Here is a 26,296-nt window from a genome sequence, read left to right as displayed (position 1 = left end):
CCGGTTCGCGGCTTCTTCGTCCTCGCGCCCCAATCGCCAGGATCCAAATTGTTGACCCATAACCCTGTCCCAAGGTCCGAAGTCAATAAACCAAATAGAAAGACCGGCTAGATACAGTTGACCCAGAATTAACATAACAAGTCAGGCTTAATAATGTTGTCGGAAATTATATAAAGGCAGGCAGGCTCTTATTGACCCACCGGCAATATCGGAATCCACTGCGGCCTGAAGCAACTCATGGCCGCTCCGGGCTGCAACAGGGCGTCAGCAATTATCTGCCAGGCCTTTTAAACCAGGCGTTCTAAACGGCGATCAATCCGACGGCTCGGCACCCGCTGAAGCGCGGACACCCAACCCCAGAACCGCCCAAACCGCCGCTCTCCATTCCACTCGACTCCGTGTTGAGCGCCTTGATACCGGCCTGAGGATCCGATCGCCGGCGCGATCGTGTCGCGCATTCCAGACTCGCCCCCGGGCTTCGCGGTGAGGAACGCTCAACCCAACGTGCGATATGCAAACCTATAAGAACCTCATTGGCGGCGAATGGGTGGGCGCCGGGGACGGGCGCACCTTCGAGACCCTCGATCCGTCCGACATCCGGCAGACGGTGGCAACGTACCCGAGTTCCGGTCGGATCGACGTCCGGCAGGCCTTCGACGCAGCGGCCAAGGCATTCCCAGAATGGGCCGCACTGACCCCTGTGGCCCGTGGACGCATCCTGAGTCAGGCGTCGCAGGGACTCGCCAGTCGCAAGGCCGCACTCGCCGAGCGGTTGACCCGCGAAGAGGGCAAGACCCTGGCCGAGGCCACCGGCGAAGTGCAGCGGGCCATCGACATTTTCCGCTATTACGGTGCCCTGGGGTACGTGCTTGGCGGACAGACCCTGCCCCACGATCTGCCAGCCAACCTGCTGTACACCCGCAGAGATCCCCTGGGGGTCGTGGCCCTCATCACTCCCTGGAACTTTCCCGTGGCCATCCCGGCCTGGAAGGCCGCCCCCGCCCTCCTTTGCGGCAACACGGTCGTCCTCAAACCCGCCAGCGCCGCCCCCGCGCTCGCCCTCGAACTGGCCCTCGCCCTCGTCGAAGCCGGGCTCCCCGCCGGCGTGCTCAATGTGGTCACCGGCCAGGGACGCGATTTCGGCGAGGAAGTCGTCGCCCATCCCGCGGTGGCGGCGGTGAGTTTCACGGGTTCACGGCAGGTCGGCACCGGACTTCACACCGCGCTGGCCCCCCGCATGATCCGCAACCAGATGGAAATGGGAGGCAAGAATCCCACCCTGGTCCTGGCCGACGCCGATCTTGATCTTGCCGCCCGGCTGGTGGCCACCGCCGGTTTCGGGCTCACCGGACAGGCCTGCACCGCGACCAGCCGCGTCATCGTCGAGCGCCCTGTCCTCGAAGCCTTCACCGAGAAACTCGTCGCCCGGGCCCGCGCCGTGGTCGTCGGATCGGGACTGCGGGACGGAGTGACCATGGGACCCGCTGTCAGCCAGGCCCAACGCGACACCGATCTCGACTATGTCCGCATCGCCACCGACCAGGGCGCCCGGGTGCGGTTCGGCGGACGCCGCCTCGACCAGGGCGAGCATGCCCATGGCTGGTTCCTTGAACCCACCGTGCTGGACGAGGTCCGACCGGACACGCGGCTCGCCTGCGAGGAGGTGTTTGGGCCGGTGGTCGGCATTCTGGCGGCGGACGATTTCGACCATGCGATCGCGCTGGCCAACGGGGTCGAGTTCGGCCTCAGCGCCAGCGTGGTGACCCGCGATTTTGCCAAGGCGCTTCGGTACGTGGACCGCATCCAGGCCGGAGTGGTGAAGGTCAACCAGATCAGCACCGGCCTGGCACTCCAGGCCCCGTTCGGCGGGGTGAAAGGCAGCAGCACCGACAGCTTCCGGGAACAGGGCCTCGCGGCGCTCGATTTCTACACCCGGACCCGGACGGTCTATCTGGACTACTCCGCCTGACACCGGGAGACCGGGGAACCGGCGGCGGGCGGTCAGACGCGGCCAAACCGACGATCCAGTTCGCGGAGGCTCATCTCGATCAGCGTGGGGCGGCCGTGGGGACAGGTGTACGGCATGTCGCACCGGCGCAGGTCGTCGAGCAGCGCCTCGATCTCCGGAACGGCCAGCGGATCGTTGGCCTTCACGGAATGGCGGCACACTGTCTTGGCCACCACCGCTTCGCCGAGCCGCCATGCGTTGACCGACGACCCGGCGGCCCGCAACTCGTCCACCAACTCCAAAGCGAACTGCCGCGGCGCCGCCGACTTCACAAAGGCCGGCAACGCATCCAGCAGGAAGGTCCGCTCGCCAAACTCGCTCAAGCCCACCCCCAGCCGGCCCAGCGCCGTCAGGTTCTCCCGCAGAAACGCCGCGTCGCGCGGGGACAATTCGAGAGTCTCGGGAAGCAGCAGCCGCTGGGACGGTGCCCCGTCACCCTTCTCCATCCGTCGCAGCATCTGTTCGTACAACACCCGTTCGTGGGCCGCGTGCTGATCCATCAGCACCAGACCGCGATCCGATTCCAGCACCACGTACAACCGGCCTACCACCCCGACCACCCGAAGCGGAATCGCCAGCAGCGGCAAGGGCTGAACCAACGCCGGCGCCGTCGTCGCGGCCCGAGCGGACGCGGACGGGACACCGGCCGGACCTGCGGATGAGCCTGCGGAAGGGATCGTGGCAGGCGAATCCGGTTCCATCCGCGACCCTGGGTCCGCTTTCACCCCGTCGATCGGACCTGACACAGCGCTCGTTGACGCAGCGTCTCCACGAGGAGCACTTCCCGCCGGCGGGTTTGGTGTGGGCGCAGCCAGCGGCGCTGCGGTCGAGGGGCGGGCGGGTTGCGTCCCCGTCACCTGGTGCCACTCCGGTTGCACCGGAGCCGGCGGCAACCGCGTACCTGACTCCGATCCGACAGCGGCCGGACCGTGGGCTGAGATGGGGTTGGGCGGGACGGCCGAGGGGGTGGAGTTCCCGCCGGTGGCCGAAAGGTGCCAGTCCTTGAGGGCTTCGCGCACGGCGCCGGCCACGAACCGGCGCACCGCCCATTCGCGGTGGAACTTCACCTCGCGCTTGGCGGGGTGAATGTTCACATCGACCTCGGCCGGATCGAGTTCGAGAAACAGGCAGGCCATCGGATAACGGCCCTTCATGAGGGCGTTGTGGTAACCCTCGAGAAGCGAGGCGTTGAGCCCGCGGTTCTCGACCGGGCGCCGGTTCACGAAAAGATGCTGATCGTCCCGCGTCGCCCGCGAAACCCCGGGCGCGCCGATCCAGCCCCAGATCCGAACGGGGGACGGCGGCGAGGTTTCGGGCGGAGCTTCGGGCCGTTCGGGAGCGACGCGGGCCGCACCGAGTTCCCCTTCGGCATCGACGGCCACCCACTCGAGTCCGTCGCCCACCAGCAGGCGCAGGCGTTCCCGAAGACTGCGGTGGACGTCCGCGGGCGTCTCACGCGCCGCCTCTGCCGGAAGGTGCCAGACGGTGCGCCCTTCGACCGACAGACTGAACGCCACATGCGGATGCGCCAGAGCGGCGGTCGTCAGCCAATGCTGGATGTGGGCCCGTTCCGTCTCGTCGCTTCGCAGGAACTTCCGGCGGGCCGGCATATTGAAGAACAGCCCCCGCACTTCAATGACCGTGCCCGGTGCCCCACCCGACTCCCGGACTTCAAGAATCTTGCCGCCGTGGATCACGATCTGCGTGCCCGGCGCCGTGCCGTCCCCCACGTCCCGCTCGCGCGTCGTCAGCGAAAACCGCGAGACGCTGGCAATGCTCGGGATGGCCTCGCCCCGAAACCCCATCGTGGTCACCCGGATCAGGTCGTCCGCCGCCGTGATCTTGCTCGTGGCATGCCGTTCGAGGCACAGCAGCGCATCGTCCCGGCTCATTCCCGAGCCGTCATCCGTCACCCGGATCAGCCCGCGCCCGGCCGCCGCAATTTCCACGGCAATCCGCGTGGCTCCGGCATCCAGGCTGTTCTCGACCAGCTCCTTCACCACGCTGGCAGGACGCTCCACCACCTCCCCCGCCGCGATCTGGTTCGCCACCTGTTCGGAGAGAAGGCGGATACGGTTCATGACGACAGGCCGGCGGACGGATACTCCAGCGACATCGTTGGAAAGCCTACGTCCCCGGCCCGACGCTGGAAAGCCGGCTGGCGTCCGAAACGCCTGCTTCGCTGCATCCCGATCCGATTGACCCCGGGGACGGGGAATATAGGATCCCTATATGGGCAACGCCGTGTATCCCCTTCCACTCGATGAGCACCTGGCGCGGGACGTTGCCAAGGCCGCTGAAGAGACCGGTCTGAGCCGCGCCGAACTGATGCGCCAGGCTCTCGCCTTCGGACTTCCGAAGGTCGTGGAGGCCTTGAAGCGTTCCGCCGGCAGGCTGACCACCGTCGATCCCTGGCCCGCAAGGACCGCCCGGGCGCTGTACCGGCAGGAAGACGACGATCATGAGCAGATCCGCCGGCTGATCGGAGCCCAGCGCTTCAAGGAGGTCGATTGAAGGCCTGGGACATCCATACCGCCGAGGTTTTCGGAGACCATCCGTGTGTTCTGGTGTCCTGCCAGGCGGCGTGAGATCGCACAGCGCATCCTCCAAGGCCTGGCCATCGCCGGCATGTAACGCGTCGGCCTGAGCGCGGAGCGGGAGCCCATCTTCACTTGGGAGGGATCAGATCCGGGAGTCCTCAAGCCCATCGCACCACTCCCATGCGGCCTCGTGGAAATCGGCCCTCCGAAGCACCTCTCCCCACCACTGCGGGATGCACCCGCGGGGCGGTCGCTTCCGGCACCGCGCTTGTCGGTTTGGGATCGGCTGGGCATGGTCCCCCACTCATGCGCCGTCCTGCTTCACGTCCCGCGACCGAGGACAAGTCCGCGCCGGCCTGGTCGATGCGCGGCACCGGGTTCCTGCCGCTGGTCCTCGTGTTGATCGTCGTCCTCGGCTTCCTTTTCCGCGACAGCTTCCGCCCCGGCATGGCGCTGTTCGCGAATGACGGGCCGCTGGGACTGGTGGCCTCCGAGATGAACGCCATGCCCGAGGGGTGGAGGAGGGTCTGGCTCGACCTGAACTGGCTGGGCTTCGATGGTGTCAGCCGCCCTTTGACCTGGAATTTCCTCTGGCTCTGGCTGCTCGGGCCGCACGGCTACATCAACTTCGCCCCAGCCCTGGCAAGTCTGTTGCTTGGTGTCAGTGTCGGATTGTTCTGCCGCGCCTCCGGTCTTCGTTCCGAGATCGCGCTTCTGGCAGGGCTGGCGGGCGCCTTGAACTCCGATTTCTTCAGCTACGGGTGCTGGGGGCTCCCCACCCTGACTGTCTGTGTGGCCTCGGCCTTCCTGGCCCTCGCGGCGTTGCAGTGGAAGACGAGACCGTTCTGGGTCCGAGGAACTCTCGCTGGCGCGGCGCTGGGGCACGCGGTCATGGAGGGCTTCGACAATGGCGCCATTCTCAGCCTGTATGTCGCAGCATTTGCCGTGTTTCAAGCGTGGAACGAACGGGGATCAGCCCCTGCCCTGGCGCGATTGGGAGCCGGACTCGTTCGCACGGCGGTGATGGCCCTGGCGGCCGGCGTGGTGGCCATCCATGTGATGCTGGGTCTGATCCAGACTGGAATCACAGGGACGGTCGGCATGACCCAGGATACCGAAAGTCGGGAGGCCCGGTGGGGTTATATCACCCAATGGAGTCTTCCTCCGAAGGAGACACTGCGCGCTGTCATTCCGGGTCTCTTCGGATACCGCATGGACACGCCTGGCGGTGGTGAGTACTGGGGCAAGGTCGGCATGGATATCGCCTGGGACGATTACTGGGCGTCGGATCGTCGGGACCCCGCGGACGCGCCACCGGCTCAATTGCGACATTCCGGAGCGGGTCACTACGCCGGCGTGCTGGTGGTCTGGGTCGCGATGTTCGGAGTGGTCCTGAGTCTGCGTCGGAATTCCGACATCTTTACGCCGGTCGAGCGGCGCTGGATCTGGTTTTGGGGAGTGGCGGCGATTGTCTCCCTGCTGTTCGCCTACGGGCGTTTCGCACCGTTCTACCGGATCGTCTATGCGATCCCGTACCTGAACACGATCCGTATTCCGATGAAGTTCCTGCATCCCTTCAACATCGCCCTGGTCATCCTTTTTGCGTACGGATTGCAGGGGCTGTGGCGGGGCTGGGTTGCACGTTCGCCGATAGGGCGAGGCGGTCTGGTGAGTTCCTTTCGTGAGTGGTGGCCCAAGGCCGCGTCATGGGAACGGGGTTGGATGTATTTCTCGGGGCTGGCGCTCGCCGCGGCGATCATGGGCTGGCTGATGCTGGGATCGACCCATGGGAGCCTGGCGCATCTGAGACACCTGGCTGAAGTGGGATTTCGCGGACCGGACGCCGAAGCCGTCGCGCGCTTTGCTCGTGGCGAGGCCGGCACCTTCGTGATGGTGCTGGCAGTCTGTGTGTTGCTGATGACCGCCATGCTGACGCGCTGGTTATCCGGTGACCGCGCCCGTGCTGCCACGATCGCATTGGGGCTTTTCCTGGTCCTGGATCTGGCTCGGGCCAATACCCCCTGGATCATCCACTATAACTGGAAGGATCGCCTGGCCACGAACCCCGTCTTCGACACCCTCCGCGCGGAGCCCCATCTCGGCCGGGTCAGCGGGCGCATGCCGTTCGCCATGCCGGGAGAGGCCGGGCAGCTGCTGCGAACCCTCGGAAGCGTCTATGGCGGGGAATGGCTTCAACATCAGTTGCCCTATTATGACATCCAGGCGCTGGAAGTGGTCCAGATGCCGCGTCCACCAGCCGACTATATGGCCTACGCGGGCGCTCTTCGTGCCAATCCCCTTCGGGAATGGGAACTGACCAATACGCGCTACCTCCTGGCGCTCGCGCCTCTTGTGGAGGCGATGAACCAGCAGCTGGATCCCGAGCGGCGGCGATTCCGTGTCCACACGGCATTCACTTTGGGGCAGACTCCGGACGGGTTGATTCAGCTCAGCACCAATCGCGAGGGGCCGTTTGCACTGATTGAATTCTCGGGCGTCCTTCCCCGAGCCATGCTGTTCGACCAATGGCGGGAAGGCATTTCCGACGAGGATGCGCTGCGGCTCCTGGCGTCCCCGGAGTTCGATCCCCGGGCCGAGGTCCTCGTGGCGCAGGCCATCCCGAAACCCTCGGTTGAAACCTCTCACCAGCCGGCTGGTACGGCAGACTACATCGAGTACGGACCGACCCGCTTTGTGATTCGGACGGAGGCCAGAACGCCGAGTGTGCTTCTCGTCAATGACCGCTTCGCCCCGGGATGGCAGGTGAAGGTGGATGGAAGGGATGAACCCATGCTCCGGGCCAATTACGTAATGAGGGGTGTCTATCTCAGCCCAGGTGCTCATGAGGTGGAGTTCCGCTTTGAACCCCCTGCCAGGACGCTTTGGACATCGCTCGCGGCGCTGTCCGCCGCGTTTGGCATCCTCGGATGGGCTTCCACAGGCCGGTTTCGGGACCCGCTCCGCGAGGTGTCCGCCGCTGGCAAATCCTCCACCTGAAGTCCAATCCAAGGTGTGAATGGCCGCCCCGTGGGGCGGACCACGCCGGGCAACCGGTCAACGCCGCTGGCGCGGCACCGGCGTGAACGATCGCCGGTTGCGGAAGGTCCACTCCGGATTCCATGTCGAATAGCGAAATCCCTCAAGCGCCCGCGCCAATCGGGGAAAGCGCTCGAGCAACAGGCGCTTGATCCGGTCCAGCCTGGCCGAGGCCAGTCGGTCCACTTCCCCGCTCTGGGCTGGAGTTGCCTGATTCGACCACTGAGCACTGCAGTCGCTCTGTTGCGGGTCGTCCCGCAGGACCGCGGTCATGGCGGTGCGGCGGGCCCGGACGAAGAGCATCACCGGATACGTGTTGATCAGGGCGACCCGTGCGCGGATCCGGGCCGGGTCGGCGACCTCGTACCAGCGCCGGCGGGGTCCGTATTCCACGGCCACCATGCGTTCGACACAATACCCGTTGGCTTCGCACAGCACGCGATGAAACAGCTCGGGACTGAACTGGTAGAAGCCGTGGCCCAAAAAGTTGTTGGCGGGTGTCATCAGGAACAGGTGCCCGCCCAGATCCACCATTTCCATGCAGTTCTTCAGCGCCACCGGGAGGTGGAACACATGCTCAAGCGTCCCAAGATCGCACACCGCATCAAAGCGCCGGTGCCAGTCATCCGGGATGGGCCGGTTCAAGTCGTGTACCCACGTGGCGCCTTCGTAACTCGAGGCGTCCAGCATCACCAGCTCCTCGGTGCCAAGGACCTCCCAGAAGTCTTCGGAGTATCGGTACCGCGAATACTGCTGCGCGAAAAGCTTGGGAAACTGCGCCGGGTCGATCCCGTTCTCCCGCAGCAGGACTTCTGCCTCCCGATTGCCGAGAAAGTAGTTCTGCCGCCCCAAAGTGACGCAGCGCCGGAACGACGCTCCATCCCTCCGGCTGGACAGGAGGAAGCGGGCCGTTTCGGTGTCTAAACCCATGGGATCAGCGGTCTTTGATGGTGTCAGGTCTTCGGCAATCCGCCCGGTCCGTCTCGCGCATCGCGCGGGGGACAACGACGCTAGGAACCTGGCACCCGAATGCAAGACTCTCCTCCGAGGTTCTCCCCCCGCCGTGCGACGATGCAGTGGCCAATTGTCGCTTGCCACGATCCGGGCCGCCTGATAGTCAGCACCATCGAGCCGATTACATTCGCAAGTTAGAACCCCCCCCCCTGCCATGAAGGCGCCCCTTCGTAAGCCGCTACGGTCCGCATCGAGTTTGCATGCCACCCGGTTGCGTCACCCATATGGGCCGTGCCCGGCCCTTCTCCTCGCTGCTTTGCTGCTTCCGGGAGGGCTCGCTGCGCACGGACAGATTCAGTGGCAGAAGGTCAATGCTCCGGCGATCGACTCCGTATCGCGGTCGGTCCTCACCGCTGCGTGGGGAGATTACGATGGCGACGGGCGCCCGGACCTCTACATGGCTGCGGTCGATGTGGGCAGTGGAATTCTCATTCGGAACCGGTCCGAGGGATTTCAACGGGAGACCACAGGGCCCGTTGCCACCGATATCGCCTCGCGGAGCGGCGTGGCATGGGGGGATTGGGATAACGATGGACGCCTGGATCTGTTCGTGGCAGCCGCTGGTGCAACGCCCGATCGTTATTACCGAAATCTGGGTTCAGGAACCTTCGAGGTCGTCTCGGGAGCGACCGAGCAGGCCGGCCAGGTGGGCATGAGTGCGATTGCCTTCGACTACGATCGGGACGGATGGCTGGATCTTTTTGTGGTCAACGGCGGCGGGGCCGCGCCCCAGGGTGATTACCTGTATCGCAATTCGGGCAACGGCACCCTGGTGTGGGTTGACGATGTTCCCGTGGTGACGGAAGCGATGTACTCCCATGGTGCGGCAATCGGGGACTACGATGGCGACGGGAATCCGGATATCTATGTGGGACATGCGTGGACCCAGGTCAGTTCCCTCTTTCGCAATCTGGGGAGCGGACGGTTCGATCGAGTGTTGGTGCCCCCCATCGCCGGACCCGACTCCCCCGCAGGCGTGGCGACGGTGGCCTGGGGGGACTACGACAACGATGGCGATCTCGATCTGTACATTGTCGGAACCGAGAACCTGCTCTTTCGCAATGACGGGCCGGCTGGGTTTACACTGATCAGCAATCAGCCGGTCACAGGGGCCGGTGCTGATTCGGCCGGGGCGGTCTGGGCAGACTTTGACAATGACGGTTGGCTGGATCTGCTGGTGAGCAGGCGCTCCGGTGGGCAACGGCTGTACCGATCGCTCGGGAACGGGCAGTTCAGTCCTCTCCCCGCTGCCGTAAGCGCATTGCTTCCGAACCGGGCAAATGGGGTGGCGATCGGCGACTACGATGGCGACGGACTGCTCGATGTGCTTTTCTCGAACTGGGAAGCTTCCGACGGCGCCCCCTCCCTCTACCGCAACACCTCCTCGCCGACCAACGGCTGGTTGCGGGTGCAGCTCAGGGGGGTGGAGTCGAATCGCCTTGGGATCGGGGCGGTGGTCCGGGTCGAGGCCACGATCGGGGGGCGCACGTTGCGGCAGATGCGTCAGGTGGGCGGCTTCGACAGCGTGGGCACCCATGAACTGGCGGCCCATTTTGGCATGGGCGATGCCGCGATCGCCGACACGGTCCGGATCGAATGGCCCTCGGGGATCGTGCAGGAACTCCACCAGGTGGCGCTGAACCGGGTCCTCGAAGTAGCCGAAGGTCCCCTGGCACCGATCGGGTTCACGCCGGCGGGCGGTTCGTTCACCAATTCCGTCCGGGTCACCCTGACCGCCGGGGTTCCGGGTGCCGAGATCCGCTACTCGATCGACGGCTCGGAACCCGTTCTCGACTCCAACCTCTACGCGGCCCCGTTCACCCTGCATGCCACGACCACGGTGAGGGCGCGGCTTTTTCTCAACGGGTTTCCCGCGAGTGACATTGTGTCCGCGGTTTACACGGCGGATCCGGGGCTCCGCTTCGTGCCCAACGGCGGTCTGTTCACCAACCGGCTGGAGGTCTCCGTGGTGACGCGGCTCGCCGGGGTGTCGCTGCGGTACACGACCAACGGGACCGAACCGACGTTGCAGTCGGCGGAGTACGGCGCGCCGGTATCCATCACCGCCGCCACCACCTTCCGCGCGAGGGCGTTCCTGCAGAGTTTTCCCGTAAGCGAGGTGATCACCGCCGTGTTCGAGCGGGTGTACGCCTTCGACAACGACGGCATTCCGGCCGACTGGCGCATTCGCTACTTCGGCGAGGGCTACCGGACGGATCCGCGGGCCGCGGTGGATGCCGATCCGGACGGCGACGGCTCGACGAATCTCCAGGAGTTCGTGGCCGACACCGATCCCCTGGATCCGTTGTCCGGTTTCGCGGTCGGGATCCGGGCGGTGCCGGAGATCCGCTTCGCCTCGGTGCCGAGCCGGACCTACCGGATCCTGCGCCGGACGTCGGTGACGTCTCCGGAATCCACCGTGGTGGCGACCGTGGTGGCGACCGGCGACGCGGTGGTCCATGTGGATCTCGAGGCAGGTCTCGCCGTGAACCCGTCGCTGTACGTGGTGGAACTGGTGGAGTGAGCGGCGGGACACGATGGGCGGGACCCTGGCATGCGAAGCCGGGGACGTGTCTGGGGCTGGGGCGTTTGCCAGCGGGGATCCCGGTTCCCGGGCGACCGGGGTTCCAGGTCTCCGTCAACGTTCCCCGGCGACGAAATCCACGCTGATGCCCCAGTCCGCCCGTGCCTCGGGATCGAGGCCGCGCGGGAAGTCGTCGGGTGGGAGGAATGGCCACCAGCGCCGGGGTTCGTCCGGTCCCACTTCGATCTGTCCGTGCGGGGCGGAGATCAGGTTGCGACCGGATCCGAGAAAGACCCGGGCCGGCTGGCGGCCGAGGGGTTCGCGCATGTGACCGGTGGCCCAGAGGGTCCAGGCGCCGTTGGTGGAGGGGCGCAGGTGGAACTGGCGCCAGGCATGGGCGCTGCCCGGATCGGGGATGATCGAGAAGGTGAGATCGGGCAAATCGATGGGAATACCGTTCGACCAGGCCGTGAACCGGGCCTCGATCGGCCCTGCCGGGATCCGGCGGATCTGGGCCGTGGCCTGCAGCCCTTCCGTGGCGTGGCGATGCGGCGGGGGGCCCGATGCAGCCAGCAGTTCCTTGCGGAGAGCGATGGCCTGACCGATTCCGGCCGTCACCAGGCAGGGTGGCAGGAGAAGGATCCCCGACGTTGCCAACACCACCGGCCAGCCCGTCCGACGTGAGCCACCGCAAGCCCAGCGCCAGGCCCCATAGGTCATCGCCATTCCGATCAGGGTTCCCGCGACCACGGCAACGGGGATCCACCAGAACTCTACACGGAAGGTCCAGTTCCCGCCCTCGGCCAGGATCCAGCGGGAGGGACGGGACGGTGCTGCGGCCGTGAGGATCATGGCCAACCCGCCTCCCACCACCAGGCATGGCCAGGTCATGGTCCCGAGCAGCGCCCGGGTCATGCCACGTCGCCCGCCCCGGGCCTCGCGCAATTCCCCGAGGGCCCCCATGCCGACCAGGGTTCCGATGAGGCCGGGAACGGCGAGGATCAGGCCGGGAATCAGACCCAGGAACAGGGCCCAGCGCGGCTTCATCGAGTGGGATCCCTCGTCGGTGCTCCGCGTTCCAAATCCAAACCCCACGCTGGGACGACCGCGATCGACTCCCAACGTCACGGGGTCCATCTGAACCGACGTCCGGAGATGCGACCTCGCGACGCCATTGAGACCGAAGACCAGCAGGAACCCCAACGCCAGGATCGCGCTGCTGAGGCTTAACACGGCCGACAGAGTCGCGCCCCGCGCCGGGGTTTCCCGGGCCGGTCGAAGCGGTGCGGGTGAGGCAGGGGCAGGCGCGGCACGGGCAATCGGCGGCACCGGGGGCGGTGGGCTGGGAGGGCGGCCTGAAACCCGCTCGACTTCGGTCGCGAACTGCGTGGCGCTCTGCTGGCGGGCTTCGCGTTCCTTGGCGAGGGCGCGCAGGACGATGGCATCGACCCGCTGATCGAGGGGCGTCCGGGCCGATGGCGGCACGAATCGGCCCAGAGGCAGTTCGCCGGTCAGCAATTCGTAGAGAACCACGCCGAGGGAGTAGATGTCGGCACGGTGATCGACCGAGGCCGGGTTCTCGATCTGTTCCGGAGCCATGTAGGCCGGGGTGCCGAGACTCGATCCGCTGGACGTGAGGATGGGTTCCTCCCCCGGCCCGCCCTGAAGCCGGGCGATGCCGAAGTCGGCGATCTTCACGCGGCCGCGGCGGTCGAGGAGGATGTTCTCCGGCTTGATGTCGCGGTGCAGGACGCCCTCGTCGTGGGCGAATTGGAGCGCCTCGCAGATCCGGGGAACCAGGGCCAGCGCTTCCACCGGAGTGAACCGGCCGGCCCGCATGGCCTGGCGGAGATTGACGCCGTCCACGTACTCCATCAGCAGGAAGCAGAGTCCGCCCGTCACCCCGAAGTCGTGGAGGGTCACGATGCTGGGATGGTTGAGGCGCGCCAGGAGCCGGGCTTCCCGGTGGAAGCGCTCGACGAACTCGGGACGGACAGCCAGGGATTCGGGCAGGATCTTGAGGGCCACCCAACGGTCGAGATGGGGTTGCCGCGCCTTGAACACCGCTCCCATGCCGCCCAACCCGATCAAGCCTTCAATCTGCAGATGGGGGAATGCGGCGGCCACCCGTGCGAGGGACGGCACCGCGGGACGCGTACCGCCGATGCCGGTTGCGGGTTCGGTGGGAACCGCGGCCCCGGCAAGCAGGCAATTGGGACACATCCCGCGCGGGGCATCGGCCGGAATGAGGGCGCCGCAGGTGGGGCAGACGGCGGTGGGGGGTGTTGAGGGCGTCGTGTCCATATACCCCTACCTGATGAAATTCCGGCTGCAGGTTACCGGCGTTCTCATGAACTCAGGGTACGGACCAGATGACGCAATTCCTCCTCGACCTGGGCCGGGTCCGCCAGGGTCTCGGCGATCTCCGCCTTGACCGCGTCCCGGAACCGCCGCCGTAGGCGGTGAATGGCCACCTTCAATGCCACCACGCCGAGCCCCAGCCGCGGTGCCAGCTCGGCCTGGGGCGGCGGCGGTTCGGGTCCTGACAGATAGGGCTTCAGCCCCTCGAACTGGGCGCTCCGCCCCTCGGCGCGCATCTCGCGCTCGAGCCGGTCGAGGGCCCGTTCCAGGAGTGCATTCGCCCAGCGCCGGTCGAATTCGGTCCCGGCCGCGACGGACGTGGGATCCGGAAGTTGCAGGCCGGATTCGGTGTCGGTGTCAGAATCGGGTCCGGCTTCCAAGGGAACGTGAACCAGGTCCCCGCCCCGTTTGGCGGCGCGCCTTCGGACCCGTTCATCGTGGAGGAAGTGCTTCACCGCCCCCAGCAGGTACGACCGGAACCGGCCCCGATCCGGGTTCGCACCGGCGACCCCGCCACCCCGCAGCAGCCTGGCAAAGAACTCCTGGGTGAGATCCGGCGCCTCGCCCGGATTCGCCGCGTGCCGTCGAAGGAAGGCTTCCACCGGCGCGTAATAGGCCTCACACAGCTCTCCGAGGGCCAGCCTCGCCCCCTCCCCGGTGCCGCACGCCCGTGCCACCCGCGACCATCGCGTGGTGAGGAACCGCTGCCGATCGGTGGTGGAAACGGGGCAGTCGCTCGTCATGGCGGGTGCCCATTTTAGACACTCTCCCTGTGCCGGGCGATCCCCGATCCCCGGGGCCCACGCCTTGCGGTGCATCCCGGGGTTGTGGGTGAGGAGACAGCGCATCGGAGGGAAGAACTCCGCGAGTCCTCAATCCACGGCACCCCTCCGCTGCGGCCTCGTGGAACTCGGCCCTCCGAGACGACGCTTCGCGATGTTCGCAGCTCTCCCCAGACCTCCGGGATGCACGACACGCCTTGTCGTTGGAGCGGCAAATAAAAAGCGCCCGGCCCATTTTGGAGGGCAGAGTGTTGAGTTTTGTTGACGACCCCGATTATGCGCCAGACGCGATGTTGCTGACGCATTGAGCTCAGCTTTCTGCTTTGTTGACGATCTAGTCTATCAGCCAGGCGCTTTGTTTTTGACGCTCGGCAGTTAACAGGCCAAGTGCACAGGATAGTATTGTTGACGGCTCAACTCCCGAGCCCAGGTGCGCTCAAGAATGTAAGTAAACTTATTATGCCAACCTATGGAGTTATGAGTCGTTGATGATTCAAAGATTAAGGCAGGCGCAGAGTTGTTGACGGATCGATTCCCGGGCACAGGCACGCTGAAGCGTGGACACCCAGCCGCCGGTCCCCCTTTCCTCGTCCCCGCTGGGTGTCCCGGTTTCAGCCAGGCCGAAGGAGTGCTCCAGCTCCCTGGTCGAGCGGCAGAGAATGCGCCAGACGCTGTTTGGTTGACTCGATTCCGATGTCGTGCGGGGGCGCGGACCCGTGATGGACACGTGGGTCCGAATCGGGGCAGCGTCTCGGTGGCGGCGTGGCGCGCATGGAAGGCACCCAGCCAGTGACGACGATGACGGACGGGACGGACTCCTCACGGGTGCGTGCGCTGTTTCGTCTCGCGCTGGAGGAGAACGACCGGCGAATTCTGGGTCCGGAACTGGACCACGGCCGCGGTTTGGTGGAGGAGCGGACGGCCCTGCACTCCCGGCAGGTGGCGGCCTGGGCTGCGGACCGGCAGCGGGCCTTCGGCTATGACCGGCCATTCGCCGTCGTCGCGCTGGGGGGTACCGGACGGCGCGAAGTGACCCCGGCGTCCGACTTGGACTACGCGCTACTGTTCGATGACGCGCTGGAGGGCAACGGGTTTCTGCTCAGCCTGCAGGACGAACTGCTCCACACAGGGCGCTTCGAGGAGCAATTCGGATTCCGATGGCAGGCCCTGCCCTTTCAATTGGAGGACGCGCCGCGCCTTGCGGAGAAGCAGCTCAACTCGTTCCTCGATCTTCAGCCCGTCCATGACCCGACCGGTCTGACCCCGCGGTTCCGGGAGCGGATCCGGGCCACCTACGATGCCTTCGAGCATTTCCTGCATGTGCGCGGCTTCTGGCAGGATCGATGGGAGAAGGCGGCCGGACAGACCGAGCGCCTCGACCGGTTTGACATCAAGAACGACGGGTTGCGGGTCTTCCTGGCGGGGATCTGGACCTGGGCTGGCAAGGGATTCGAATCGAGCCACGACGTGTATGCGCGCCTTGAGGACCCGCGCGACCTCGCCGCCTACGAGTTTCTCCTTCGCATCCGGTGCTTTGTTCATCTCCGCCGTGCCCGGAGCGGGGAAGTCCGCCGTGGGGGCGATGACTCCCCGGATGTGCTGCATTTCGACGACTTTCTGGCGTTTGGAGAGATGTTGGGCCCCGGGGCGACGGAGCGGGAACGATTCGAATTTGCCAATGAAGTGCGCGCACGGCTGCTGGCGGCCCGCCGCCGGGTCGCACGGTTCGCCAAGGCCGTCATCGAACGGGAACTTCGCGAGGGTCGGTCGGCCATGCCCGGCGGACGGGTGGTGTACGGCCTCGGCGGGCTCACCCATGCGGCGTTGCCGGCGTCGGCCACCGACGAGGAACGCAGCGGGGCCGCGTTGACCCTGGTTCTGGCCGCCCAGCGGTACGGGGTGCCGATCGACCCGACGGAATTGCAGCGGACCTTCCGTCAGGCCGGCGACTGGCTGAAGCCGGTGCCCGAACTGACGGCGCTGCTGTACGAGGAGCGCGGGAACCTGGCGGATTCATTCGGCTTCCTGTCCCAGTTCGAAGGTGCGGAGGATCGGTTGTTCCCCGGCTATGCCCGGTTCGAGGCTTCCCTCGACGCCAGGGTGATGGCCGAGGGACGCTCTCTGCGAAGCGGCCTGGAGCGGGAGAAGCTCCGGACGCTGGAGGGGATGGTCGCCGACGGGCGCCGCAAACTTGCCGAGGCGGTGTCGCCGGGGCGGCTGACGGACGTGCTGCGGACAATCGATCCGGCGGTGGAGGCGGCGTTGCTGGACGCCGACCATCTGGCGGCGGTCAAGCTCGCCCTCAAGACCAAGCGCCTCCCGCTGACCGCGGAGGACCTCCGTGCGCGGGACGACGCCCGCCTGCCCCTGTATGAGCGGTACTCGTCCGGGATGTCGGACATTCCGCTGGCGGAGTATTACCGGCCGTACTGCCTACGCTGCCGGCTTCCCGAAGAGGTGGCACGCCTGACGGAGTCGCTTATCGCCAACCGTCGTGCCTTCAAGGAATACGCGGAAACGCCCAATGACGCGATCCAGGTCGAGGACTTCGCGCGGCGCTGCGGCGACGCCGGTTTCCTGCGGGCGCTGTTCGTATTCACCTGCGCCGACCGCGCCCATTGGGAGTCGGAGCGGGACGATCCGGCCCGCTGGTTCAACAGCCGCGAACTCTATTCCAAGACCCTGGTGCGCTTTTGTCCCATCCAACGCCCGGCGGATCGCATCCATCTTCTGGGTTGCCCGGAGGAGGATGCGGAGGTGCTGCGGGATTTCGGGGAGGACTTCTGGGCCGGGGAATATCGGCAGTACGCCACGGTCTTCGTCTCGGCGCTCCGGGCCATGATGGAATCCGGGAGCGCCACCGCTGCGAAGGCGGTGCTGTTGTCGCGCGGCACCTCGCCCATCCTGGGAATCGCGGCCCGGGACTATCGCGGCCTGGCGGCGTCGATCACCGGGGCCCTGTGGGGGGCCGGGGTGGATCTTCGCCAGGCCCATCTTTTCTCGGCCGGCCGCCATGGACTGGCATTGGACTTCTTTCACCTCACTCCCAACGGCCAACCCTGGGGTCGCGAACTCCTCAGGACTATCGAGGAGGCCGTCCGCGAACGGCGCCACATCCCCCACGAAGCCCCGCCGGATCTGCCCCGTCTGGCCGGCCGCCTCTCCCTCACCCAATGGCGTCCGGGCCTTTACCGACTCCGGTACGAGACTGGACAGAATGCGGGGGGGCTGGTGTACGCCCTGTCCTACCTCGTGTACCGCCACCTCGGCGGCAACATCTTCGGCCTCGTCGCCCACGCCGTCCGTGGCGGCGCCTTCGTGACCGTGTACCACAGCCTGCCGCCCGGACTGGAACTGGATCGGGCCCAGGCGATCGTCACCCAGCGCTTTTGCTGAAGCGCTTCGGATGCGGCCTCGCCGGCGCCCATCGCCGTGCGGCGCCGACCGAAGCGTGCGCTCTCCAGAAAATGGTCGGTCGTCCCACGGTCGCGCTTGCCCGCCGCCCCCAATCCCGGAAGCATCCGCCCCACCATGAATCCCGCCGCCTTCCCCTGCTCCCGTCGTGACTTCGGTCGCACGCTGGCCGTCGCCGCGGCCGGCACCGCGCTCACACGGTCGCTGCCCTCGCTGGCCCAGGCGCCGCAGACGCGGATCAAGCTCGGTCTCGACAACTTCGCCGTGCGCGCCATGAAGTGGACCGGCCGCCAGTTGGTGGACTATGCGGCGTCGCTCGAGATGGACACCCTGTTCATCACCGACCTTGCGGGCTTGGGGTCCCTCGAGGAGGCCGCAGCCCGGGAGCTTCGCCGCTACGCCGCAGACAAGGGAATCGAGATCCTCCTCGGCTCATGGAGCATCTGCCCGACTTCCCGCACGTTTCGCAAGGACTGGGGCACCGCCGAGGAGCACCTTGCCCTCGGCCTGCGTTTGTCGAAGGCCGTCGGCTCCCCCGCCTTTCGCGTGGTCCTTGGCTCGCGGGAGGACCGCCGCACCCCCGGTGGCATTGACGCCCGTATCGAAGACACCGTCGCCGTCCTCAAGTCGCAGCGCGCCCTCGCCCAGGATCTCGGCGTGAAAGTCGCCATGGAAAACCATGCCGGGGACATGACGGCGGACGAGTTGATCACCCTGATCGAGGCTGCAGGCCGGGACTGGGTGGGCGCCAACATGGATTCGGGCAATGCCGTCTGGACCCTCGAGGATCCCCTCGACAGCCTCGAAAAACTGGGCCCCTACGCCCTCACCACCAGCCTCCGCGACAGCGCCATCTGGGAGACCGAGAAGGGGTGCCGGGTTCAGTGGACCGCGATGGGCGACGGCGGGGTCGTGGACCTTAAGCACTACTTCGCCCGATACGCCGCATTGTGCCCGGGGGTCGCGGTCAACATCGAAACCATCGGCGGATTCGCCGTCGAGTTCCCCTACCTCGAACCGTCCTTCTGGGAGGTCTGGCCCAACCGCACCGCTGCCGAACTCGCCCGGTTCCTCAGTCTGGCCAAGCGTGGAACCCCCCGGGAGACCTACAACGCCAATGATCCGGACCGGCAGCGCGAAGACCTCGAACGCAGTCTCCGCTATTGCCGCGACGTCCTCGGACTGGGCGTCCGTGGGCGGGCCTGACGAATTCGCTTACGCACTTTTCGTGTTTTGTCCGACCCTGCGGAAAGCCTTTGACTGGAAGAGGGGCATTCAGGCGAAGATACCGGTCAGAGCGGTCCCGTCGCTCGAAGGTCTCAAGGTGGCCTTCGGACCTTCGGACCAACCGCCGCCCCTAAATCCTCTGAACGCCAGATGAACTCCACCCAGTGCCCGGTTTCGGATTCGTGTGTCCCCGTCCGGTCCCCGTCGCGGACGCCCCGGTGCTTGTCAGCCATCGCCCTGCTGGCGGCCCTGCTTGGATCGGGGGCCTTTGTGGCCCAGGCCGCGGTTGTGTACAGCGGGCCGCTGGATATCGACATCGACCGGTTCGATGCCCCGACCATCTCCATCGATCTGAACGGTGGCGGCAACGACTTCCATTTCTTTGTGGATGAGCTGCCGGATGGCGCCTCCCAAAATGTGGAAGTCACCGGCGCCATCCCCCATCTCATCCTGATTGCGAATGTGGCCGAGAATACGGTGATTGGACCGGACACGACCGGGTATGCCTCGTCGGGAGCCCTGGGCTTTTGGGAGGAGTCCCCCCCCAGCACCGGAGGACCGTTTCTCGCCACGCGCGGCTTCCTGCCCATCGCTCTCAACACCGGCACGCCCGGCGATTATCAATTCGGCTGGATCGACTACAGCGTCGCCCCCGATGCCAACACCGCCACCATCCACGGCTGGGCCTACAACACCGATGTCAACGCCACGATCCTTGCCGGCCAGGTGCCCGAACCCGCCACGGCGGCGGTCGCTTTCGCCCTGATTGGCCTTGGAGTTGCGGGAGTGCGCCAGTGGCGGCGGCGCCAGTCCTGAATGCCCTGAAAGTTCCGGGCCGGATGGATCGCACCCGGCCCGGTGTACCCAGTTGGAAACAGCGAGTCTAGGCCCTCCTCTCCCGGGCCCGCTTCATCCGCTCGGAACGCCCGCGCCCGCCCGGCACGCGCCGGAAGTAGCGAATGGTCACCGTGCCGGTCCACCTCCCGGACCCGGTTGGGAAGCGAATCGGTTCCGGCCGAACCAATCCAGGATTCTCAGGATTCAGTCCGCTCCGAATCGAATGGCCCCCCGCAGCGACGTTCCCTTCAGGTTCATCGCCGAAGCGGGCTCCCGTTCAAGCGGAGAAACCCGGCGAATCCCGCCAGGATTTCTTCCGAATCCGGCACACCGACCCTAATGCGACCCTACTGCGCGGTTGTGGGTCAGGGTCCCGCGGAACTGCCGATCCCCGTTCGAGGCGCGCGAAAGACGTGGATGCCCCCATTGCCCATGGGCCAGCCGCCGGCACCGGTCAGCCATTGGTCGTCCGGCGAAAATGCCAGATCGGAAAGCACCAGTCCGACTTTTCGGACGCTCAGCAACTCCTGAAGCGACGCGAGATTCCAGAGCTTCGTCGTGCTGTCGTCGCTCGAGGACGCGAGCGTGCGCCCATCCGTCGAAAAGGCGAGCGACCGCACGCCCTGTTTGTGTCCCAGTAGCTGCCCGCGCCCGTCGCCCGTGCGCGTGTCCCACAGGCGAATGGCGTGATGGGGATCGTTGGGACCGCCGCTGACCGCCAGCCAGTTCCCATCGAACGATAGCGCCCCGGCCAGACCCGCGGGCGGCTCCACCGGGAAGCCTGCAACCTGGGAGCCGGTCGCCATATCCCACCGCGCCACGCTTCGGAAGTCCGGGAGGGCGATCAACGTGCGCCCATCCCCGGCAAACAGCAGCCGGTGCCCCTCGATCTGCACGACATGCGGCCATCCGGTCCCAACCAGGTCCTGAACCGTCCACGGCCCGGTCCAATCCCGACCCAGCAGGTACCGTCCATCGGGGGAGAGTTCCAGATGCACCACCGGCCGGTCGGAGATTCGAACCCGACGGGGGACGATACCATCCCGCTCCCAGATCTGGACGTCGCCCTGTCCATCGCCCACCGCGAGGACGCCCGGCCCGGCCGCGTAGGCAAAAGGACGTCGGAGAGGCTCCGCGAAGCCGGGAACCCGCCGTATCGCCCCCACCTCGAACCTCTCCAAACCGATCTCGACAATCGCGCCCTCGCCAGGATCCAGCACCGCCAGCCTCCGTCCGTCCCCCGTATAACCCAGGGGCACCTTGAACCCGGCCAGAAACGCATCCGCCCTGGGCTCCTCCACCGGCCACAGCCGCACCTCGCCGTCCTTGGCGCCGCTGGCGACCATCGCGCCGTCCGGAGAAAACGCCACCGCCCAGACCTCGTTCCTGGAACCTTGCAGCGTGGCCAGCAGCCGCCGGTTCTCAATATCCCATAACCGGATCGAATGATCCCAGCTCCCGGTCGCGACAACCGGTCGCGTCGGGTGGAACGTCAGAGCGGAAACAACCCCGGTGTGCTCCACCCGGTCAGGGTCGGCCGGAAGAACCCCCCATTCCCTCCCCGTGCCGGCTTCCCACGCGCCCACCACGAACAGTCCCTTGGCCGACGGCACATTCCGGGCCGCGACAATCCAGCGTCCGTCTGGAGCGACCGCCAGCACCGACGCGGTGCGCAACCAGTGGCGTCCCACCGCCCATGCCATATCCGAATCCTCCAGGAGCCCCATCGCGTTCCCGTCCTCCACCCGCCACAGGCGCAATCCGTCCTCCGTTCCGCTGACCAGCAGGGCACTGTCCCCGGAGAAGGCCAGCGGTCCCGCAGCTCCGGCCAGAAGGCGGTTCTCCCGTTGGCGGGTCAGGTCGCGGAGCCATACGCCGTCCCGGATGGAAATCGCCAGCCAACGTCCATCCCCCGATACCGCCATGGGTGCCCCTTCGTGGTGCCAGCTCTCGACCTCCGTTCCGTCGTCCAGATCCCACAGCCCGGCCGACTCGAATCCCGCCGTCGCCAGGAACCGGCCATCGGGCAGGAAGGCGAGGGAGATTCCCCCGGCGGGAAGCACCCGCAACCGGGTCCGGGATGACACCTCCCACACGTGCACCGCGTCGCGCAGCCCGACGGCCAGCCGGTTGCCGTCGGGGGAGAAGGCGACCGCATGGACACTGCCGTCATGGGGCGGCAGGGCGACATGGGGATCACCCTGCACGAGGTTCTTCAGGTAGCGCCACTCGAAGCCGCGCAAGTCCGTCGCACCGGCCCGGACCGCGTGTTTCTCGACCAACTGGGATGCGCGCCCGAAGTTGCCCGCGGCGATCGACTGCTGCGCCAGGTTGATGTCGGCGACGTACTCATTGAGTTGGGCCAGGGCGCGTTCCCGCTCCGCCTCGCGCCGCAGCCGTGCCTCCTCATGTTGTCCATCGAAGGCGCGACGCTCCGCACGGGTGGCGCGCACCGCCTGCCAGGAGCTGAAGGCGACGCCCGCCAGCAGCGTGACCAGCACCGCCATCGAGGCGGTCACCACACCCCGATGGCGCCGGGTAAACCTTCCCAGCCGGTACCACGGGCTGGGCGGCCGGGCCACCACCGGCTCCGCGGAAAGGTGCCGTTCGAGATCCTCCACCAGTGCGCTTACCGTCGCGTATCGCCGGGCGCGATCTTTCTCGAGGCACTTCATCACGATCCAGTCGAGGTCCCCGCGCAACCGGCTCAGCCGCCGGGCCACCTCGGGATCGGCGGTTCCCGGGCGCGACAACAGCCGCCGGGAAGGCCGTTCGGGTTCCACCTCGCGCAGAATGCGGCGGCACTCGTCCAGACCTGCCCGGGTCAGCATCTCCGCCTCGAACGGCGTGCTCCCTGCCAGCAATTCATAAAGCAGCACCCCCAGCGCATACACATCGCTGCGGGTGTCGATGTCCCGGCCCATCGACGCCTGCTCGGGACTCATGTACGCCGGTGTGCCCAGGAAGGCGTGCATCTCGGTGAGCAGCGTCCCCTCCCCGGGCGCCGTCTCCATCGCCTTGGCAATGCCGAAGTCGATGACCTTGGGCAGCGGCGCCCCGTCCTGGTCGATCACCAGGATGTTGGAGGGCTTGATGTCCCGGTGCAGCACCCCCTTCTGATGGGCATGCTCGATCGCCTGACACACCTGGACAAACAGCCGCAGGCGGGCCTCGGTGGAAAGCCCGCGACTCTCCGCGTACTCCGTGATGCGCTCGCCGCGCACCCATTCCATCACGAAGTACGGTCTCCCGCCCGCCGTGGTGCCGGCGTCGAAAACCCTGGCGATGCACGGGTGATCCATCAGCGCCAGGGCCTGCCGCTCCGCCTCGAACCGGGCGATGACCTGCCTCGAATCCATCCCCGGCTTGATCACCTTGAGCGCCACCCGGCGCCGGACCGGTTCCTCCTGTTCGGCCAGGTACACCCGCCCGCACCCCCCCTCGCCGATCGGTTCGACCGTCACATACCGCCCGATCCGCTCGCCTGCCTCCAGACCAGAAGATCGATCCGTCTGGCGCCCGGCCCCCAGCGCCGGCTGTTCGAGAAATCCGCCCAGTTCCGTGTGCGCCTGAATCAGCGACTCCGCCCTCGCCCGGAGATCCGGACACGACCGGAACGCTTCGTCGAGGAAGGCGGTCCGTTCTGCCGGGTCCTCCCGTTCCAGTGCATCCAGCACCACGTCGCGCCAGTGCGAATCGGCCGGAAACCGGCGCTCGGTCGTTGCCGGACGTTGAGGGGAGGCAGCCATGGTCGGGGGAACGTCCGGGTCGCACGCCCGTGGACGGAGTCTATCCGGCGGGTGCCGCCCGGGAATCCCCATTTGCCGTCCCCGTCTCGATGTCCGGCGCCAACCGTCCGGCCAGCCGGCCCCTATCCGTCTCGATCGCCGACGGCTCGTCCGTCTCCCATCCGAACCGCCACCACCGCACCGTCCCCACCACCCGCCCCTGAATCCGGTCCTCCGCCACCACCGCGTGCACCAACTGGTTCGCCGGCAGGGCAAAGTTGTCGCCCAGGACGGCAAACCGCCCCTCGGCGAGCCGTCCCCGGCCGATGGTCAGCAGGCCTTCCCGGATCGGGTGGTCCGGATCGAGGCGGCGCCCATCGATCAGCAGGGTTCCCTGCCGGACTTCGACCTCCTCCCCCGGCAGGCCCACCACCCTTTTCACCAGCGTATCGTCGCGGTGCGAGGCCACGACCACGTCGCCCCGGCGGGGCGGGGCATCGCGGTAGGCCAGTCGGTTCACGATCAGCAGATCCCCGGATCGGAAGGTTGGGCTCATGCTTTCGCCGATCACCTCGACCCTACATGCGGGATTCGCCGCCCGATCCCGCCAGATCCTGACCTCGTTCCAGGATCCGCACCGCCGCCTGTCGGACCTGCTCGACCAGTTCGGGCGGTTCCAGGGCGACCGCATGCCCGCCCCAACCGAGCACCCAGCGCTGGATCTCGACCAGGCTTCCGAGACTCAGCCGGAGTTCCAGCCCGCCATCCGGCAGGTCCGTCAGCCGCTGCGACGGATGCCACCGCTTCTCCCGGATGTAATCCGCCACGGTCTCATCGAAGCGGATCCTCACCTCGAACCGTCCGTCGCTGGAGAAGATCCCAAAACTGTCCCGCAACTGCCGCTCGAGGACGAAGCGGTCCGGTCGCTTGAAGGTGGCCCCGGTGGGCGTCGCCTCGAGGACACGCGCAGGCACGAAGGTCCGGATCGCTTTCCGCAGGTGATCGTACGCAAACAGGTACCAGTCCCCGTTCACGTTCGCGAGTTGGTACGGATCCACCACCCGCGGCTCCACCTCCCGCGCCCCGGGCTTGCGGTAAAGGAGCCGCAACTGGCGCCGCTCCTGAATGGCCCCGGCCAGCCCCTCCATCACCGCCGCGGCCACGATCGGTTCCGCACTGGTCCGGAAGGAGATCGCGTGGTCCCACTCGGACAGGTTCAGGGACACCGTGTCGGGCAGGGCCCGTTCCAGTTTCCGCAGGGCGCTCACCAGCCGCTCCTCGAACGGTGTGCCCCGGTACTGTTGCAGGGCCTTCTCGGCCACCATCAATGCAAACAGCTCGCCCTCGCTGATCTGCAGCGACGGGAACGATCCCACCTCCTCCGTGTACCGGTAGCCGTTGCGGACCGCATCGTACTCGACCGGCAACCCCAGCCGGTCCCGCATGAAGTCGATGTCCCGGTGGACGGTCTTCACGCACACTTCCAGTTCCCCCGCCAGCCGCGTGGCGTTCGGGTGATGCCCCGCCTGCAACGCCCGGTGGATCTGCATCATCCGATCCAGGGGCGGACGCGAGGAGAGGGGAGGGCGCGGCCCGCGGCGCCGTAAGGCGGGTCGCTTTTTTTTCGGGGCGGCCGGCATGACGTTCCGCGCCAGGCGCGCCGCCCGCGCCTTACAGGGCCGCCGCCACCAGGTCGCCGACTTCGCTGGTCGAATACCCCATCCGGCCGGCGGCGAGGTCCTTCAGCTTGTCGCGCACGACCCCGATGATCGCCTTCTCGATGGCCTCGCCGGCCGTCGTTTCACCCAGGAACTCGAGGAGCATCTGGGCGGCGGCAATGGCGGCCAGCGGATTGATGACGTTCTTGCCGGTGTACTTCGGGGCGCTGCCGCCGATCGGCTCGAACATCGACGTGCCGGTCGGGTTGATGTTGCCGCCGGCGGCGATCCCCATGCCGCCCTGGATCATGGCCCCGAGGTCGGTGATGATGTCGCCGAACATGTTGTCGGTGACGATCACATCGAACCACTCGGGGTTCTTCACGAACCACATGGTCGTGGCGTCCACGTGGGCGTAATCGCGGTTCACGTCCGGGTACTCCTGCTGGCCCAGCTCCTCGAAGGCCCGGAACCACAGGTCGAAGGCGTAGGTCAGGACGTTGGTCTTGCCGCACAACGTCAGCTTGCGCGCCCGGTTCCGGCGCCGGGTGAACTCGAAGGCGTACCGCAGGCAACGCTCGACGCCGCGCCGGGTGTTGATGCTCTCCTGCACCGCCACCTCGTGCGGCGAACCCTTGAACAGACTGCCGCCCGCGCCCGCATACAGCCCCTCGTTGTTCTCGCGCACCACCACGAAATCAATGTGCTCGGGCTTCTTGTCCTTCAGCGGACAGAACCGCTCGTCGTAGAGCTTCACCGGACGGAGGTTGATGTACTGCTCCAGTTCGAAGCGGGTCCGCAGCAGGATCCCCTTCTCGAGGATCCCGGGCTTCACGTCCGGATGCCCGATGGCGCCCAGCAGGATCGCCGGGAACTTCCGCAACTCGACCAGCACGCTGTCCGGCAACGCCTCGCCCGTCCGCAGGTAGCGGTCGCCCCCCAGGTCGTAGTGCGTGTAGTCGAACTTCAGGGAGAACTTCTGCGCCGCGGCGTCGAGGACCTTCAGCGCTTCACGGGTCACTTCCGGCCCCGTTCCGTCCCCGGGGATCACGGCAATCTGATAGCTTTTCATTCGTGGTGGACCGGCGCGTCGCTCCCGACACGCGGGAGGCGCAGGCTACCGGCCGCGCCCCGGCTGGCAACAGGCGTTTTCAGGCGCCATCCTCC

At 66.7% G+C, this 26,296-nt stretch carries 15 protein-coding genes; 7 read left to right on the top strand and 8 right to left on the bottom strand.

The genetic code is table 11. The annotated features are described in order from the left end of the window. Positions 1-511: 511 nt before the first annotated feature. Positions 512-1,969, top strand: a complete 1,458-nt coding sequence (locus KF833_01990) for an aldehyde dehydrogenase family protein (protein ID MBX3744056.1) — start codon at positions 512-514, stop codon at positions 1,967-1,969. A gap of 32 nt (positions 1,970-2,001) precedes the next feature. Here KF833_01990 and mutL read toward each other — a convergent pair whose 3' ends face one another. Then, a complete protein-coding gene (gene mutL / locus KF833_01985) occupies positions 2,002-4,089 on the bottom strand; it encodes a DNA mismatch repair endonuclease MutL (GenBank protein ID MBX3744055.1) in 2,088 nt (695 codons plus the stop codon). Positions 4,090-4,240: 151 nt separating this feature from the next. On the opposite strand from mutL, the gene KF833_01980 reads away from it, so the two are divergent. Both KF833_01980 and KF833_01975 read left to right on the top strand, forming a co-directional pair. Beyond that, a complete protein-coding gene (locus KF833_01980; GenBank protein MBX3744054.1) occupies positions 4,241-4,522 on the top strand; it encodes a ribbon-helix-helix protein, CopG family in 282 nt (93 codons plus the stop codon). A 332-nt stretch (positions 4,523-4,854) separates the two neighbouring features. Beyond that, the gene (locus KF833_01975) at positions 4,855-7,545 is read left to right on the top strand and encodes a hypothetical protein (protein MBX3744053.1); all 2,691 of its coding nucleotides are present in this window, start codon (positions 4,855-4,857) and stop codon (positions 7,543-7,545) included. 57 nt (positions 7,546-7,602) lie between these two features. Here KF833_01975 and KF833_01970 read toward each other — a convergent pair whose 3' ends face one another. Next, complete coding sequence (locus KF833_01970; protein MBX3744052.1) at positions 7,603-8,514, bottom strand: hypothetical protein; 912 nt, start codon at positions 8,512-8,514, stop codon at positions 7,603-7,605. A gap of 238 nt (positions 8,515-8,752) precedes the next feature. Between KF833_01970 and KF833_01965 the strand changes: the two genes are divergently transcribed. Next, a complete protein-coding gene (locus KF833_01965; protein ID MBX3744051.1) occupies positions 8,753-11,122 on the top strand; it encodes a VCBS repeat-containing protein in 2,370 nt (789 codons plus the stop codon). 114 nt (positions 11,123-11,236) lie between these two features. On the opposite strand, the gene KF833_01960 is transcribed toward KF833_01965, so the two are convergent. Together KF833_01960 and KF833_01955 are read right to left on the bottom strand one after the other, a co-directional pair. Continuing rightward, positions 11,237-13,426, bottom strand: a complete 2,190-nt coding sequence (locus KF833_01960; protein ID MBX3744050.1) for a protein kinase — start codon at positions 13,424-13,426, stop codon at positions 11,237-11,239. A 44-nt stretch (positions 13,427-13,470) separates the two neighbouring features. Beyond that, the gene (locus tag KF833_01955) at positions 13,471-14,226 is read right to left on the bottom strand and encodes a sigma-70 family RNA polymerase sigma factor (protein ID MBX3744049.1); all 756 of its coding nucleotides are present in this window, start codon (positions 14,224-14,226) and stop codon (positions 13,471-13,473) included. A gap of 801 nt (positions 14,227-15,027) precedes the next feature. On the opposite strand from KF833_01955, the gene KF833_01950 reads away from it, so the two are divergent. The 3 genes from KF833_01950 to KF833_01940 all read left to right on the top strand — a co-directional run bounded on the left by KF833_01950 (position 15,028) and on the right by KF833_01940 (position 19,722). After that, the gene (locus KF833_01950) at positions 15,028-17,661 is read left to right on the top strand and encodes a hypothetical protein (protein ID MBX3744048.1); all 2,634 of its coding nucleotides are present in this window, start codon (positions 15,028-15,030) and stop codon (positions 17,659-17,661) included. 135 nt (positions 17,662-17,796) lie between these two features. After that, positions 17,797-18,885 carry a sugar phosphate isomerase/epimerase gene (locus KF833_01945; GenBank protein ID MBX3744047.1) on the top strand — a complete coding sequence of 363 codons (1,089 nt, stop codon included), beginning with the start codon at positions 17,797-17,799 and terminating at the stop codon, positions 18,883-18,885. Between the two features lie 243 nt (positions 18,886-19,128). Then, entirely contained in the window at positions 19,129-19,722 is a 594-nt protein-coding gene (locus KF833_01940; GenBank protein MBX3744046.1) for a PEP-CTERM sorting domain-containing protein, read from the top strand. A 386-nt stretch (positions 19,723-20,108) separates the two neighbouring features. Here the strand turns inward: KF833_01940 and KF833_01935 are convergent, their stop codons facing one another. The 4 genes from KF833_01935 to KF833_01920 all read right to left on the bottom strand — a co-directional run bounded on the left by KF833_01935 (position 20,109) and on the right by KF833_01920 (position 26,201). Continuing rightward, positions 20,109-23,492, bottom strand: coding sequence for a serine/threonine protein kinase (locus KF833_01935; protein MBX3744045.1), 3,384 nt, complete (start codon positions 23,490-23,492; stop codon positions 20,109-20,111). A 40-nt stretch (positions 23,493-23,532) separates the two neighbouring features. Continuing rightward, positions 23,533-24,027, bottom strand: a complete 495-nt coding sequence (gene lepB, locus KF833_01930; protein MBX3744044.1) for a signal peptidase I — start codon at positions 24,025-24,027, stop codon at positions 23,533-23,535. A 22-nt stretch (positions 24,028-24,049) separates the two neighbouring features. Continuing rightward, positions 24,050-25,024 (bottom strand): WYL domain-containing protein, encoded by a 975-nt coding sequence (locus tag KF833_01925; GenBank protein MBX3744043.1) that lies wholly within the window; start codon positions 25,022-25,024, stop codon positions 24,050-24,052. A 118-nt stretch (positions 25,025-25,142) separates the two neighbouring features. Next, positions 25,143-26,201: a 3-isopropylmalate dehydrogenase gene (locus tag KF833_01920; protein MBX3744042.1), complete on the bottom strand. Its 1,059-nt coding sequence runs from the start codon at positions 26,199-26,201 to the stop codon at positions 25,143-25,145. Positions 26,202-26,296: the final 95 nt, after the last annotated feature.

This window comes from Verrucomicrobiia bacterium, assembly GCA_019634625.1.
GTDB lineage: Bacteria > Verrucomicrobiota > Verrucomicrobiia > Limisphaerales > CAIMTB01 > CAIMTB01.
This window is presented reverse-complemented; position numbering and strand designations above follow the sequence as displayed.

What these genes read in the sequence shown, in the direction of transcription:
- KF833_01990 (MBX3744056.1), top strand. Translation starts at nt 512, where the DNA reads ATGCAAACCTATAAGAACCTCATTGGCGGCGAATGGGTGGGCGCCGGG.
- mutL (MBX3744055.1), bottom strand. Translation starts at nt 4,089, where the DNA reads ATGAACCGTATCCGCCTTCTCTCCGAACAGGTGGCGAACCAGATCGCG.
- KF833_01980 (MBX3744054.1), top strand. Translation starts at nt 4,241, where the DNA reads ATGGGCAACGCCGTGTATCCCCTTCCACTCGATGAGCACCTGGCGCGG.
- KF833_01975 (MBX3744053.1), top strand. Translation starts at nt 4,855, where the DNA reads ATGCGCCGTCCTGCTTCACGTCCCGCGACCGAGGACAAGTCCGCGCCG.
- KF833_01970 (MBX3744052.1), bottom strand. Translation starts at nt 8,514, where the DNA reads ATGGGTTTAGACACCGAAACGGCCCGCTTCCTCCTGTCCAGCCGGAGG.
- KF833_01965 (MBX3744051.1), top strand. Translation starts at nt 8,753, where the DNA reads ATGAAGGCGCCCCTTCGTAAGCCGCTACGGTCCGCATCGAGTTTGCAT.
- KF833_01960 (MBX3744050.1), bottom strand. Translation starts at nt 13,426, where the DNA reads ATGGACACGACGCCCTCAACACCCCCCACCGCCGTCTGCCCCACCTGC.
- KF833_01955 (MBX3744049.1), bottom strand. Translation starts at nt 14,226, where the DNA reads ATGACGAGCGACTGCCCCGTTTCCACCACCGATCGGCAGCGGTTCCTC.
- KF833_01945 (MBX3744047.1), top strand. Translation starts at nt 17,797, where the DNA reads ATGAATCCCGCCGCCTTCCCCTGCTCCCGTCGTGACTTCGGTCGCACG.
- KF833_01935 (MBX3744045.1), bottom strand. Translation starts at nt 23,492, where the DNA reads ATGGCTGCCTCCCCTCAACGTCCGGCAACGACCGAGCGCCGGTTTCCG.
- lepB (MBX3744044.1), bottom strand. Translation starts at nt 24,027, where the DNA reads ATGAGCCCAACCTTCCGATCCGGGGATCTGCTGATCGTGAACCGACTG.
- KF833_01925 (MBX3744043.1), bottom strand. Translation starts at nt 25,024, where the DNA reads ATGATGCAGATCCACCGGGCGTTGCAGGCGGGGCATCACCCGAACGCC.
- KF833_01920 (MBX3744042.1), bottom strand. Translation starts at nt 26,201, where the DNA reads ATGAAAAGCTATCAGATTGCCGTGATCCCCGGGGACGGAACGGGGCCG.